Origin of the sequence: Stutzerimonas nosocomialis (genome assembly GCF_005876855.1) — a bacterium.
Classification (GTDB): Bacteria; Pseudomonadota; Gammaproteobacteria; order Pseudomonadales; family Pseudomonadaceae; genus Stutzerimonas; species Stutzerimonas nosocomialis.
In genome coordinates this window covers 33,507-47,289 of record NZ_QLAE01000039.1, presented here as the reverse complement: position 1 = coordinate 47,289, position 13,783 = coordinate 33,507, and the positions used below count along the sequence as shown (strand labels likewise).

Annotated in this window: 9 protein-coding genes and 1 pseudogene; 4 read left to right on the top strand and 6 right to left on the bottom strand. The window is 69.3% G+C overall.

The window, feature by feature from the left end:
* Positions 1–192 (top strand): annotated as a pseudogene (locus tag DN824_RS19230) (5-dehydro-4-deoxyglucarate dehydratase); the annotation flags it as partial.
* A 219-nt stretch (positions 193–411) separates the two neighbouring features.
* Positions 412–1,563 (top strand): L-talarate/galactarate dehydratase, encoded by a 1,152-nt coding sequence (locus DN824_RS19225; RefSeq protein ID WP_138409968.1) that lies wholly within the window; start codon positions 412–414, stop codon positions 1,561–1,563.
* A 7-nt stretch (positions 1,564–1,570) separates the two neighbouring features.
* On the opposite strand, the gene DN824_RS19220 is transcribed toward DN824_RS19225, so the two are convergent.
* Positions 1,571–4,147 (bottom strand): ATP-binding protein, encoded by a 2,577-nt coding sequence (locus DN824_RS19220; protein WP_138409967.1) that lies wholly within the window; start codon positions 4,145–4,147, stop codon positions 1,571–1,573.
* A 146-nt stretch (positions 4,148–4,293) separates the two neighbouring features.
* Positions 4,294–5,445, bottom strand: a complete 1,152-nt coding sequence (locus DN824_RS19215; protein ID WP_138409966.1) for a zinc-binding metallopeptidase family protein — start codon at positions 5,443–5,445, stop codon at positions 4,294–4,296.
* Positions 5,446–5,762: 317 nt separating this feature from the next.
* Here DN824_RS19215 and pgm point away from each other — a divergent pair, with 317 nt between their 5' ends.
* Positions 5,763–7,412, top strand: coding sequence for a phosphoglucomutase (alpha-D-glucose-1,6-bisphosphate-dependent) (gene pgm / locus DN824_RS19210; RefSeq protein WP_138409965.1), 1,650 nt, complete (start codon positions 5,763–5,765; stop codon positions 7,410–7,412).
* 38 nt (positions 7,413–7,450) lie between these two features.
* Here pgm and DN824_RS19205 read toward each other — a convergent pair whose 3' ends face one another.
* Positions 7,451–8,167, bottom strand: a complete 717-nt coding sequence (locus DN824_RS19205) for a substrate-binding periplasmic protein (protein ID WP_138409964.1) — start codon at positions 8,165–8,167, stop codon at positions 7,451–7,453.
* 116 nt (positions 8,168–8,283) lie between these two features.
* Complete coding sequence (locus DN824_RS19200) at positions 8,284–8,895, bottom strand: LysE family translocator (RefSeq protein ID WP_138409963.1); 612 nt, start codon at positions 8,893–8,895, stop codon at positions 8,284–8,286.
* Positions 8,896–9,155: 260 nt separating this feature from the next.
* Between DN824_RS19200 and DN824_RS19195 the strand changes: the two genes are divergently transcribed.
* Positions 9,156–11,312 carry an FAD-dependent oxidoreductase gene (locus tag DN824_RS19195; RefSeq protein WP_138409962.1) on the top strand — a complete coding sequence of 719 codons (2,157 nt, stop codon included), beginning with the start codon at positions 9,156–9,158 and terminating at the stop codon, positions 11,310–11,312.
* Between the two features lie 10 nt (positions 11,313–11,322).
* On the opposite strand, the gene DN824_RS19190 is transcribed toward DN824_RS19195, so the two are convergent.
* Positions 11,323–12,540 carry an MFS transporter gene (locus DN824_RS19190; protein WP_138409961.1) on the bottom strand — a complete coding sequence of 406 codons (1,218 nt, stop codon included), beginning with the start codon at positions 12,538–12,540 and terminating at the stop codon, positions 11,323–11,325.
* Positions 12,541–12,691: 151 nt separating this feature from the next.
* Entirely contained in the window at positions 12,692–13,678 is a 987-nt protein-coding gene (locus DN824_RS19185; protein ID WP_138409960.1) for an aldo/keto reductase, read from the bottom strand.
* Between the last annotated feature and the right edge of the window lie 105 nt (positions 13,679–13,783).

The following is a 13,783-nucleotide window of genomic DNA, read 5'->3' as shown; positions in this document are numbered from 1 at the left end:
CTGATCGACGACTTCTTCCTGCCGTACCTGGACATCCGCAACCGCTGCAAGGGCTACGCGGTGAGCATCGTCAAGGCCGGAGCGAAGATCGCAGGCCACGACGCCGGCCCGGTGCGCGCGCCGCTGACCGATCTCAAGCCCGACGAGTACGAACGCCTGGCCGCGCTGATCGAGAAGCAGGGCGCGCAGTAAGGTTTCGAGCGTCTCCGGACCGCTCCCACGGGACCGTGAGTTTTTCGTGGGAGCGGTCGGGGATGGTTAGTCTCGACCGCGCGCTTTCAAGGCCCGTAAATGTTCTGCTGGATGGTCGCTGGTGCGAATGCCCCATTCGCGGTCAAGACCGCTCCCACGGGACATCCATGAGGTTTGGGTCCGCTCCCACGGGCTGCACACTGCACACAGGAGGATGCCATGCACGTATCCAGCACCGAAACACAGGGCGATCGCATCGCCTGGATCAGGCTGCGCTCGGTCGACCTGCCCCTGGCGGCACCGGTCAGCGACGCCAAGGTACTCACCGGTAAGCAGCGTCCCCTGGCTTCGGTCGCGCTGCTGTTCGCCGAACTCGAAACGGCCCAGGGCCACGCCGGGATGGGCTTCGGTTACACGCTGCGCACCGGTGCCCGGGCCCAGTTCGAGCATGCCTGCGAGATGGCGCCGCTGCTGCTGGGCGAAGACCCCAACGACATTTCACGGCTCTGGAGCAAACTGCTGTGGGCCGGCGCCTCGGTCGGCCGCAGCGGTGTGGCGGTCCAGGCGATCGCCGCCCTCGACACGGCGCTCTGGGATCTGAAGGCGCGGCGGGCCGGGCTTCCGCTGTCCAAACTGCTCGGCGCGCGGCGTGATGCCGTGCGCTGCTACAACACCTCCGGTGGTTACCTGCAGGCCTCGATCGAGGAAGTGCTGGACAAGGCCACCGCGTCACGGGCGCGTGGCATCGGCGGGATCAAGATGAAGGTCGGCCACCCCGACCGGCGTGTCGATCTGCAACGCGTCGAAGCGCTGCGCAGGCAGCTGGGCGACGAGGTGCCGCTGATGGTCGACGTCAACCAGCAATGGGACCGCACCACGGCCCTGCGCATGGGGCGGGCGCTGGAGTGCTACGCCCTGGAGTGGATCGAGGAACCGCTGGACGCCCACGACATGGCGGGCCACGCGGCGCTGGCCGCCCAGCTCGACACGCCGATCGGCACGGGCGAGATGCTCACCAGCGGCGCCGACGTCCATGCCTTCATCGAAAGCGGGGCGATGGACGTGCTGATGCACGATGCGCCGCGCATCGGCGGCATCACCCCCTTCCTCAAGGCGGCCACGCTGGCCGAGATCCGCGGCATGACCCTGGCGCCGCACTTCGTCATGGAGATCCATCTGCACCTGGCGGCGGCCTACGAGCACGAGACCTGGGTGGAGCACTTCGAATGGCTGGAGCCGGCCTTCAACGAGCGCCTGGAAATCCGCGACGGCAGCCTGATCGTGCCGCAGCGGCCAGGGCTGGGCCTCAGCATCCATGAGCAGGTAGGCGGCTGGACGCTGGCCGAGCGGAGTTTCGGCGCGCGGCCCTGAGCCGGGGTCAGTCGCCGATCAGTTCCTTGATCCGCACGGCCAGCGCTTCGATGTCGAAGGGCTTGGTCATCACGTACATGCCGGCTTCCAGGTGGGCGCTGCCGATCGCGGCGGCGGTTTCGGCGTAACCGGTGATGAACAGGACCTTCAGCCCGGGCCGTCCGACGCGGGCGGCGTCGGCCATCTGGCGGCCGTTCATGCCGCCCGGCAGGCCGACGTCCGAGACCAGCAGGTCGATGCGCCGGTCCGACTGCAACACCTTCAGGCCCGTGGCGCCGTCTTCGGCCTCGATCGCGGCGTAGCCCAGTTCCTCCAGAATCTCGCAGACCAGCATGCGGATGGTCGGCTCGTCATCGACCACCAGCACGGTCTGGCCGGCGACGGCACGGGGCGGCTCGCCGTGTGCGGGGAAGGGCTCGGCCGCGCCGGCCTGCTGGAAATGGCGAGGCAACAGCACGCTGACCCGAGTGCCTTCGTCGGGCCGGGACTGGATCACCACCTGTCCGCCCGATTGCCGGGCGAAGCCGTAGATCATCGACAGCCCGAGGCCGGTTCCCATGCCCAGCGGCTTGGTGGTGAAGAACGGGTCGAACGCCTTGTTCAGCACCTCCGGCGGCATACCGCTGCCGGTGTCGGTCACCGATAGCGAGACATAGCGCCCGGGTGGCACGTCCAGCTCGCGCGCCGCGTCGGTGTCCAGCCAGCGATTGCTGGTCTCCACGGTCAGCCTGCCGCCGCTGGGCATGGCGTCGCGGGCGTTGATGCAGAGGTTCAGCAGGGTGTTCTCCAGCTGGTTGGGGTCGACCAGGGTCGACCAGAGCCCGGCCGCGCGGACGACTTCGATCACCACTTCCGGCCCCATGGTGCGCCGTACCAGCTCTTCCATGCTGTCCACCAGACGGTTGACGTCGGTGGGCCTGGGGTCGAGGGTCTGGCGGCGGGAAAAGGCCAGGAGCCGGTGGGTGAGGGCGGCGGCGCGCCGGCTCGCGCTCTGGGCCGCGTCCAGATAGCGTGGCAACTCGTCCAGGCGCCCTTGCTGCAGGCGTTTGCCCAGCAGTTCGAGGCTCCCGCCGATACCGGCGAGCAGGTTGTTGAAGTCGTGGGCCAGGCCGCCGGTGAGCTGGCCGACCGCTTCCATCTTCTGCGATTGGCGCAGCAGTTCCTCGGACTTCAGGAGTTCGGCGGTGCGCTCGGCGACCAGGCTCTCGAGCCGTGCGTTGAGCTCGCGCAGATTGTCTTCGGCGCGGCGGCGCTCGATGGCGGCCCGGGTGCGCTCGACGACCTCGCGGGCAAAGGCCACTTCCGCGTCTTCCCAGGGCCTGGGCCAGGAGCAGTTGGCGAAGATGAAGGCGACGGTGCGGCCATGTTCGACGACGGGCACGTTGAGCAGCGCCCGGACCGAGAGGTCGTCGAAAGCCTCGACATGCGTCCGCGTGCGCGGGTCCAGGTGGGTATCGGTGATGGCCACGGTTTCGCCCCGGCCCAGGTCGTCCATGAAGGAGCCGAAGTCGCGCATCCGGTATTCGCCGGTGTTGCTCGGCACGTTCGGCGCCACCCAGTCGCGCTCGAGCAGCGCGGTTTCGGTGTCCGGGTCGAGCATGCAGTAGCCGGTCTGGTTGACGCCCAGCGTGGTGCCCAGCAGCTCGGCGGCCACGTAGGACATTTCGGTGGGGTCGCTCATGTTGCGCAGGCGGTCGCCGAGTTCGAGCAGGCCGTTGCGACGTACCTCGGCCTTCCGGCTCTCGGTCACGTCGCGAAAGATGATCGCGAAACGTTCGTCGTCGACGCGGTGCGCATCGACGCGATGCGCGCGCCCCTCGTACCAGCGGCCGGCGATCTGCCGGGTGAAGGTGGCCGAGTGCCCGGAGGCGACCACCTGGGCCGTTTCGCTGATCCAGGCGGGGTCGACGCCGGGAAAGATCTCGCGCACCGTCCTGCCGGTGGCGTCTCCGGCGGGCACGCCGGTCATCCGCGCCCAGGCCGGGTTGATGTCCAGGTAGCGCCAGTCGACCGGATGGCCGGCCTCGTCGCGCAGAAGCTGGCCGATAATGAAGGCTTCGCTGAGGCTTTCGAACAGGCTGCGCCAGTGTTCCTCGCTGCGGGCCAGGGCCAGTTCGGCCTGTCGGCGCTCGGAAATGTCGTTGAACAGGATCGCCACGCGCCGCTCCGAGGGCTCGCCGATGCGCAGCGCCTGCACGTCGTACCAGCAGCCGAAGGGCTCGGCGGCGTTTTCGAAGCGCACCGGCTCGCCGGTCAGCGCGACGCGGCCATAGAGGTCGAACCAGTGGCGTTCGAGGTCGGGGGCGATTTCGCTGACCCATTTGCCGTCGGCATCGAACAGGCCGGTCATGCGCTCGAAGGCGGGGTTGCCCTCGACGACCCGGTAGTCGACTGCCCGCAAGGCGTCATCGAAGCGCATCTCGACGATGCAGAACCCCGAGTCGATGGCCTTGAAGAGCGTGCGGTAACGCTCCTCGCTGGCCGCCAGCAGGCGGTTCACGTCGCCTTGATCCGCCACCTTGGGCTGCTGCGCCTGCCGCCCCTGCGAATGGGTGCGGCGGCGGGTGTCATCCAGGTCGGTCATCGTAGTCCTGTCGCGTCGCTGTACGGCCAGAGCGGGTGCCCGATGGCGCGATGGCGCGGCCGGTTACTTTAGCAGCACAACGGGTCCCAGGGAGGCTCGCCGTCCGTCGGCAGGCCCCGGTTACAGGCGCCTGCGGTCGTTCGGATTCAGTGCCCCCCGAGCGGGCGGCCGGCCTGGATCACCCGGTGGACGAACTGCAGCTTGCCGATGGCCGCCGCCGGTAGCACGAAGGGGTAGAGGTCCGGCTGGCCCATACTGCGCGCCAGTTCGTTGAGCATCGCCGCCAGCTCGATCCAGGCGTTGATGAAGTTCAGGAAGGCGTCGCCTTCCGGGTCGTCCGGGTCGTACAGGGCCGCGCGGGTGAAGGGCGCCAGCTCCAGCGCCCCCGGGGCGGCGCGCATGCCGAAGCTCAGGGCGGTGTCGAGGGTATCCATCATGTGCAGGTAGTGGGCCCAGGTTTCGGCCCAGTCTTCCCAGGGGTGCATGGTGGCGTAGGCGCTGATGTAGCCGGTCTGCCAGCCGGGCGTCGGGCCGTCGTCGTAGTGGCGCTGCAGGGCCTGGCCATAGTCCTCGCGCTCGTCGCCGAACAGCTGGCGGAAGGGCTCGAGCCATGGACCGTCGGCGATGAGCCGGTCCCAGTAGTAGTGGCCGACCTCATGGCGGAAGTGCCCGAGCAGCGTTCGGTAGGGCTCGTGCATCTGCACCCGGACTTCCTCGCGCCGGGCATCGTCGGCCTCGGCGATGTTCAGCGTGATCACCCCGCTGGCATGGCCCGTCATCGGCTGCCGGCCGCTCGTGTCGGTGCCGAGGAACTCGAAGGCGAGGCCGTCCCGCTCGTTTTCCCGCTTGGGCACCACGGGCAGGCCGAGGGCGAGCAACTGGGCCACGAGCCGGCGCTTGGCCGCTTCGAGCTTGCGCCAGCGCAGGTCGTTGCCCTCCACCGAGAGGTCGGGGATGACCCGGGTGAGGCGGCAGGCCAGGCACAGGCGGTCCTGGCCGCCGGCCGGCAGCAGCCAGTTGCAGCCGGCCGCGCTGTCCAGGTTGGCGCAGCGCCGGTACGACGGCGACTGCGGGTCCTCGGCCAGCCGCCAGGTGCCGTTGTCCGATCCCGGGCGCAGGGTGGCGAGCCTGCCGCGCTCGGGGACGTAGCCGAGCGCCGACTGGCAGACCAGGCAGACGCTGTTGCCGAAGTAGACCGGCTGGCCGCAGGTGCACTGATCGATACGCGGGGTGACCGCCCGCAGCGGGTGGGCGGCGTCGTTGAGTCGGCGGGAGAGCGATGTGAAGAACGCGTCCATGGATCGCCACCTCTTGAGTGAGTGCTCACTAGATCGACTGGCGAGCCCCGGGGTTCCATGCCGTCGAGCCGGTCGCATGCGCTGCTCCGAGCGCCATGACCCGGCGTTTTCCGGCCATCGGGCGCGCCGCGGTGGGGCGGCATGCATCAGCACTGGACCCGCGCCCGCGCGCTGCGCACACTGCGCGCCGCGATATTGCCGACGGCGCATCGAACTCCGCGCCCGTTCCGGCATCCCAGCTTGCGCACCCGCGCGCGCAGCAATGCCCGTGCGTCGTCGATTCTCTTGCCGTCATTCGATATTCAGGGAGCTTTATCTTGAGCGAGCGTATCCATCCTCTGGCCGGCCAGCCGGCACCCGCTTCGATGCTGACCAACGTGGAGGGCCTGCTGGCGGCATACGACGACCTCCAGCCGGACCCGAGCGTGGCCACCCAGCGCGTCGCCTTCGGAACCTCCGGCCACCGGGGCTGCTCGCTCAACCGTGGTTTCAACCGCCACCACGTCCTGGCGATGAGCCAGGCGATCTGCGACTACCGCAAGGGCCAGGGCATCGATGGCCCGCTGTTCATCGGCGCCGATACCCATGCGCTCTCCCAGCCCGCGCTGGACACCGCGCTGGAAGTGCTGGCGGCCAACGGCGTGCAGACCATGCTCTCGACCGGAGGCGAATACACGCCGACGCCCGCCGTGTCCCACGCCATCCTGGTGCATAACAGAGGGCGCAGCAGCGGGCTGGCCGACGGCATCGTCATCACCCCTTCGCACAACCCGCCGGACAGCGGCGGCTTCAAGTACAACGCCACCAACGGCGGTCCGGCCGACACCGACGTCACCGGCTGGGTGCAGAACCGCGCCAACGAACTGCTCGAAGGCGGCCTGAAGGACGTACGCCGGATGCCGCTGGGCGAGGCCCGGCAGGCGGCGAACACCCATAGCCACGACTACCTGAGCGCCTACGTCGACGACCTGGGCAGCGTCATCGACTTCGACCTGATCCGCGCCGCCGGGCTGCGCCTGGGTGTCGATCCGCTGGGCGGGGCGGGCGTGCATTACTGGTCGCGGATCGCCGAGCGTTACGGCATCGACCTGGACGTGGTCAGCGAGACCATCGATCCGCAGTTCGCCTTCATGACCCTGGACTGGGACGGCAAGATCCGCATGGACCCCTCGTCCAGCAACGCGATGCAGCGCCTGATCGGCCTCAAGGATCGCTACGACATCGCCTTCGCCTGCGACACCGACTACGACCGCCACGGCATCGTCGCACCGAGCGTCGGCCTGCTGCCGGCCAACCATTTCCTGAGCGTCTCGGTGGACTACCTGTTCCAGAACCGACCGCAGTGGAGCGCCGGGGCCGCGGTCGGCAAGACCCTGGTCAGCAGCGCCATGATCGATCGCGTCGCCGCCCGGCTGGGTCGCCCGCTGGTCGAAGTGCCGGTGGGCTTCAAGTGGTTCGTCGGCGGCCTGGTCGACGGCTCGCTGGGCTTCGTCGGCGAGGAAAGCGCCGGCGCCACCATCCTGCGGCGTGACGGCAGCGTCTGGACCACCGACAAGGACGGCATCGTGATGGCGCTGCTGGCCGCGGAAATGACCGCCCGCGACGGACGCGACCCGGGCGTGCGCTACCGCGCCCTGACCGACGAATTCGGCGCGATCTACGCCGACCGCGTCGATGCCGCCGCCGATGCCGAGCAGAAGAAGGCCCTCGGCAAGCTCACGCCGGAACGGGTGCGCAGCAGCCAGCTGGCCGGCGACGCCATCACCGCGGTGTTCGACAAGGCGCCGGGCAACGGCGCAGCCATCGGCGGGATCAAGGTCGCCAGCGAAGGCGGCTGGTTCGCGGCGCGTCCTTCGGGCACCGAGGACATCTACAAGATCTACGCCGAAAGCTACCGCGACGAGGCGCACCTGCAACGCATCCTCGGCGAGGCGCAGCAGATCGTCGACGAGGCGCTCAAGGGCTGATCCGGCGATTCGCCCGCCCGGCGCGTGCCGGACGGGCGCTAGCGGTAACGCTCCAGGATGGCCTCGAATTCGCCGTCACGCTGCATCTGCTGCATCGCCTCGATCACCTGCGCGGTCGGCACCTGCGCAACGTCGCGGACGATGCAGGCAACGGGCTCGGCGCTCAGCTCCCGCAACGCGAGCAGACGCTCGTGCGGGGGCAGGTCGCGGTTGAACCAACGCAGCGACAGATCGTTGCTGATCGCGAAGCGATAGCGCCCGGCCTCCAGCTTGGCCAGCACGATTTCCTGGGTGCGGCCGTCGTCGCGGCGCAGCGCGCCACTGGCGAACATGCTGTCGAAGGGGTAACTGAAGCCCAGCACGGTGCCGATGACTTCGCCATGCTCGGGCACGGTGACCCTGTTGTCGCGTCCGACCAGCTGGTTGCGCTGGACCATGAACGGCACCGTCCAGCGGTAGCGATGGCCGTTCTCGCGCAGCCAGGACGGGTGCAGGTAGCAGCTCACGTCGATCCGGCCGTCGCTCATCATCTTCTGGACGCGCAGGCGCGACATCACCGTCTGCTGGGCGCGCCGCCCGACCTTCTCGGCGATGCGCAGGTGCAGGTCGTAGAGAATCCCTTCGCGCGCCACGCCGTCCTCGATGCGCATCATCGGCATGGTCGAGCTGTCGCTGACCGAAAAGCGCAAGGCCGGCTCGTCGGCATGGGCGGCGAAGCAGAGCGCCGCGGTCGTGGCGAGGCATAGGTTACGCATGGGAATCCTTTCGGTTGCGTCGCGCTCGAAGGCGCGCAAGGCCAGGGCCAATCCTAACGGCCCCACACGCGCCGTGCGAGCCGCGCAATGCCTGCTGGTCGTGCCGATCGGCCCGCTCAGCGGGTCATCGGCAGGGCGGCGCCCATGAGCGCGAAGAGCGCGCCGCAGCAACGATTGAAGCCCTTGCCGCTGCGCTCGAGCCAGGGGCGGACACGGTTGGCCAGGCTCGCCAGGAGAATCTCCACCAGCCCTTCGACCGCGGCGAAAGTGGCGGCCATCACCAGGAACTGCGGCAGCAACGGGGCCTGCGGGTCGAGGAACTGAGGCAGGAAGGCGCCGAAGAAGAGGATCACCTTGGGGTTCGACAGTGCCGAGAACAGGCCCTGGCGAAACAGGCTGCCCGCGGCCTTCGGCGCGCTCCTTTCCAGCGTGCCCAGGCGCATCGCCGGGGTCCGCCAGAGTTGGATGCCGAGCCAGATCAGGTACAGGCCGCCGATCAGCTTGAGCAGGGTCAGCGCCTGGGCGGAGGCCTGCAGCAGGGCGCCGATGCCGAACATCGACAGCGCCATCAGCAGGACGAAGCCCAGCACGCCGCCGCCGATGGTCCACAGGGTCCGGCGCCGGCCATAGAGCGCGCCGTGGGTCAGCGCCAGCAGGCCGTTGGGCCCCGGGGTCAGGGCCAGGCCGGTGACGGCGACGAGATAGAGCAGCCAGGTATGCAGCGCCATGGATGAAGTCCGTGTCGGTGGGCCTTTCAGTAGAGCACAGCGGGCCGGCGAGCGGCAGCCGGGGCGGGCGTTCGCCGCGATTTTCGGGTGCGCGGGGCGATGATCCGCCGCTCCCGGAGGGCGCATCGCCGAGCGGACTGAACGCCGGGCGCGGCAGCCCCTCCAATCTCCGTCTCGTGAGACTTTCCACAGGCCTTCGCCGTCCCGCTGCCTGGCGCAGCGATGGCTTCGGATCTTCACTTCAGGAACCCGCCGCTTCGATGAATGCACGCAAGCTCGTCGTGATTGGTCTGATCCTCGCCGCCGTGGCGAGCTTCTTTTTCTTCGATCTCGGCCAGTACCTGACGCTGGAGTCGATCAAGAGGCTGCACGGGCCGCTGCGTGCCGAGGTGCGCGGCCACCCCTGGTGGGCGGGTGCCCTTTTCTTCCTGGCCTATGTGGCACTGACCGCCTTTTCGTTTCCCGGCACCGTCGTGCTGACGCTGCTGGGCGGGGCGCTGTTCGGCCTGATCGGCGGCACGCTGCTGGTGTCCTTCGCCTCGACCGTCGGCGCCACGATCGCGATGCTGATGAGCCGGTTCATGATGCGCGACTGGTTCCAGAAACGCTTCGGCCGGCACATCGCCGGCATCGACCGGGGCCTGACCCGCGACGGGCCGCTGTACCTGTTCTCGCTGCGGCTGATGCCAGTCATCCCGTTCGTGCTGCTGAATCCGGCGCTGGGCCTGACCCGGGTGAAGTTCTGGACCTTCTGGTGGACGACCTGGGCGGGGATGCTGCCGGGCAATGCGGTCTACGTCGCGGCGGGGCGCGAGCTGGCCCGGATCGACTCGCTGTCGGGCATCCTGTCGCCCAGCATGATCACGACCCTGGTGCTGCTGGGGGTGTTTCCGCTGCTGGCCAACAAGCTGCTCGGCGTCTACAAGGCACGCAAGGCCTACAAGGGCTGGCGCAAGCCCAGGCGCTTCGAGCGCAACCTGATCGTGATCGGTGGTGGCGCCGGCGGGCTGGCGGCGGCCGAGCTGGCGGCGTCGATGAAAGCCCGGGTCGCGCTGATCGAAAGGAACGCCCTGGGCGGGGACAGCCTCAACGCCGGCAGCGTGCCGTCCAAGGCGCTGGTTCGCTTCGCCCGGCTGGCGCACGACAGGGTGTGCGGCGAGCGTCTCGGGTTTGCCCGGGCGCGTGGCGAGCTGGATTTCGGCGCGGTGATGGACGGGGTGCGGGCCTCGGTCGGGAAGGTCGCGCCGCAGGCCTCGGCCGCGCGCTACGAACAGCTCGGCGTCGAGGTCATCGCCGGGGAGGCGCGGGTCGTATCGCCCTGGGAAGTGGAGGTGGACGGCCGCACGCTGAGCGCCCGCAGCCTGATCCTCGCCACCGGCAGCCGACCGACGATACCGGACATCCCCGGGCTCGCCGAGGTCGAGCCGCTGACCTCCGACTCGATCTGGCAGCTGCGCCAGCGGCCCGCGCGCCTGCTGGTGCTCGGTGGCGGGCCGGTGGCCTGCGAACTGGGCCAGGCGTTCCAGCGCCTGGGCAGCCAGGTGACGCTGGTCCACCGCGGCGAACGGCTGCTCGCCTGCGAGGAAGAGGAGGCGGGCGAGGTGCTCGCCCAGGCGCTGCGCGCCGACGGAGTGGACCTGCGCCTGGGGCACGTCACCCAGCGTTTCGAGATCGGCGAAGGCGAGCGCCGGATGGTCTGCCAGGACCCCCATGGCCGCGAGCTGAGCCTGCCTTTCGACGAGGTGCTGGTGGCGGTGGGCCGCAGCGCCAACCTCGATGGTTTCGGGCTCGAACAGTTCAGCCTCGAGCCGGGCGAGGACGGCACCCTGGAGGTCAACGAGTACCTCGCCACGCGCATGCCGAACATCTATGCGATCGGCGACGTGGCCGGGCCCTACCGGTTCACCCATATGGCGGTGCGCCAGGCGCGCTATGCGGTGTTCAATGCCCTGTTCGGCATGTTCTGGCGGTTGAAGGTGAGCTACCGGGTCACGCCCAGGGCAACCTTCACCTCGCCCCAGGTCGCCAGGGTGGGGCTCAGCGAGCAGGAGGCGCGGGAGCAGGAGGTGGAGTTCGAGGTGACCCGTCTGGACCTCGCCGCGCTCGACCGCGCCCAGATCGACGAAGCCCCGGACGGGTTCGTGAAGGTGCTCACCGTGCCGGGCAAGGACCGCATCCTCGGCGTCACCGTGGTCGGCGAGCAGGCCAGCGAGACCCTCGCCGAATTCGTCATGGCGATGAAGCACAAGATCGGCCTGAAGAAGCTGCTGGCGACGGTGCACATCTACCCCACCTTCGGCGAAGCCAACCATCGCCTGGCGACGCTCTGGAAGCGCGATCACGCACCGCGCCGCCAGCGCCTGCTCCGCTGGGCGGAACGCATCAACCGCAGGCGCGTCAGCGAACCGCCGGCCTGAGGCGGCCGGCTCAGGGCCTGGCGGCCACCGTCGCGCGGGAGGTGGCCGGCTGGCCACTCCAGGCCCAGAAGAAGATCGCCAGGCCGCACACGGCCGTCGCCGCGCCGATGTAGCCGGTGGAGGTCCAGCCGAAGCCGGCGGTGATGGCCAGTCCGCCGAGCCAGGGGCCCAGGGCGTTGGCGACGTTGAACGCGGCGTGATTGGAGGCCGCGGCCAGCGTCTGGGCATCGGCCGCGACGTCCATCAGGTGGGTCTGCAGGGCCGGGGAGAGGGCGACCATGGTGCCCACCGCGAACAGCGCCGGCAGCACCGTCCACAGCGAGTGGGCCGCCAGCGGGAAGATCAGCAGCACCGCCGTGCTCCACACCAGCACCCAGGCCACCGCCTTGAACTGCAGGCGGTCGAACAGCCAGCCGCCGGCCAGGTTGCCGATGATCCCGCCGAGACCGAAGGCCGCGAGCCCCAGGGGAATCCAGCCGGGGCTGACCCGGGTCACTTCCAGCAGCGTCGGGGCGAGGTAGCTGAACACGCAGAACATCCCGGCGAAGCCGATCGAGCTGATGGCCAGCGCCAGCCAGACCGGCTTGCGATTGAACGCACGCAGCTCGCGCATGGGCTCGTTGCGCGGCTCGTTGCGGTCGAGCGGCAGGAAGATCGCCACCAGCAGCACCGTCAGCAAGGCGATCGCCGCGACCAGCGCAAAGGCGTAGCGCCAGCTCAGCCACTGCCCCAGCCAGGTCGCCGCCGGGTTGCCGACCAGCATGGCGATGGTCAGGCCGGCCAGCACCCGGCTGACCGCCTGGGCGCGCTTGTTCGGCGGCACCATCGAGGCGGCGACCAGCGTGGCGACGCCGAAGTAGGCCCCATGGGGCAGCCCGGTGACGAAGCGGAACGCCAGCAGCGCGTGGTAGTCGGGCGCCAGCGCGCTGGCCAGGTTGCCCAGGGCGAAGAACCCCATCAGCATCAGCAGCAGCCGACGGCGCGCAAGCCTGGCGCCGAGGATCGCCAGGAGCGGGGCGCCCACCACCACGCCCAGGGCGTAGGCGCTGATGACATGGCCGACCTGCGGTTCGCTGATGCCCAGGCCCTGCGCCACGTTGGGCATCAGCCCCATGATCGCGAACTCGCCGGTGCCGATACCGAAGCCGCCCATGGCCAGGGCGAACTCGAGCAACAGCACGGCCCGCGGTGAAAGACGTGGCGCAGCCGCCAGGGCCTGTTCCGTCATGTCCAACCTCATGATCGATTGCGCGAAGGCGATTGCGTTCGTTCGACGCAACCGCTCAAGGGCGGGCCTTTGCGGCCTGCCCGAAGGAGAAGGATCTTGAGTGGTTTCGTCAGGTTTTACAAAGTGTTTCCGCTCGGCGGGGCAGGTGCGCTCAGTTCCGCGCCGGGGGTGCCATGAACTCGGGGCCTACCGGTTCCTTGACGTGCTCGGCCAGCAGCGCGTCGATGTCCTTGAGGTCCTGCTCGTCGAGCGTCCAGCCGAACGCCTCGTCGATGCCGTTCAGCTGGTCCGGACGCCGTGCGCCCCAGAGCGCGATGGTCGGACCCTGCTCCAGCACCCAGCGGATCGCCAGCGCCAGCACGGATTTGCCGTGACGCTCCCGGGCCAGTGCCCCGAGCGCCTCGACGGCGGCCAGGTACTGCGCGAAACGCGGGGCGCGGAACTTCGGATCGGAGGTGCGCAGGTCGTCGCCGCCGAAGGTGGTGTCGGGCTTCATCCGGCCGGACAGCAGCCCCCGGCACAGGGCGCCGTAGCCCAGCACCGCCAGGCCATGCTGGCGCGCATAGGGCAGCACGTCCTTCTCGATGGCGCGCTCGAACAGGTTGTAGGGCGGCTGGACGCTGGCCAGCGGGGCTTCCCGGCGGAACGCGTCCATCTGCTCGGGCGAATAATTGCTGACGCCGATGGCGAGGATCTTGCCTTCGCGGCGCAGCTTCTCCAGCTCGGCGGCGGTCTCTTCGATGGGCACCAGCGGGTCGGGCCAGTGGACCTGGTAGAGATCGATCCGGTCGGTGCGCAGGCGCCGCAGCGAGTCCTCGATTTCCTGGCGGATGCGCTGCGGCGTGGAGTTGCGGCGCGGGCCCCGGTCGGTCCAGTCCAGGCCCAGCTTGGTGGCGATCACGGCCTGGTCGCGACGGTCTTCCAGTGCCTGGCCGACGACCTCTTCGGAATGCCCGAAGCCATACACCGGCGCCGTGTCGATCAGGTTGATGCCGCGCTCCAGGGCGCCGTGGAGCGTGGCGATCGAATTGCGGTCGTCGGCGCCGCCCCACATCCAGCCGCCAATGGCCCAGGTGCCCAGGCCGATGCGCGAAACGGGCGTGGCGATGCCCTCGATCGAACGCGTTTCGATGGTCATGCAAGGCTCCTCGTGTCTGTCCGGTAGCGGCCAGCCGTGCCGGCCGGGCAAGAGTACAGACAGCGGCCGGCGCCAGGTGTGCGGCCGTTGCGGCCAGATCGGCCC

What these genes read in the sequence shown, in the direction of transcription:
- DN824_RS19225 (WP_138409968.1), top strand. Translation starts at nt 412, where the DNA reads ATGCACGTATCCAGCACCGAAACACAGGGCGATCGCATCGCCTGGATC.
- DN824_RS19185 (WP_138409960.1), bottom strand. Translation starts at nt 13,678, where the DNA reads ATGACCATCGAAACGCGTTCGATCGAGGGCATCGCCACGCCCGTTTCG.
- DN824_RS19200 (WP_138409963.1), bottom strand. Translation starts at nt 8,895, where the DNA reads ATGGCGCTGCATACCTGGCTGCTCTATCTCGTCGCCGTCACCGGCCTG.
- DN824_RS19190 (WP_138409961.1), bottom strand. Translation starts at nt 12,540, where the DNA reads ATGACGGAACAGGCCCTGGCGGCTGCGCCACGTCTTTCACCGCGGGCC.
- DN824_RS19220 (WP_138409967.1), bottom strand. Translation starts at nt 4,147, where the DNA reads ATGACCGACCTGGATGACACCCGCCGCCGCACCCATTCGCAGGGGCGG.
- DN824_RS19195 (WP_138409962.1), top strand. Translation starts at nt 9,156, where the DNA reads ATGAATGCACGCAAGCTCGTCGTGATTGGTCTGATCCTCGCCGCCGTG.
- DN824_RS19215 (WP_138409966.1), bottom strand. Translation starts at nt 5,445, where the DNA reads ATGGACGCGTTCTTCACATCGCTCTCCCGCCGACTCAACGACGCCGCC.
- DN824_RS19205 (WP_138409964.1), bottom strand. Translation starts at nt 8,167, where the DNA reads ATGCGTAACCTATGCCTCGCCACGACCGCGGCGCTCTGCTTCGCCGCC.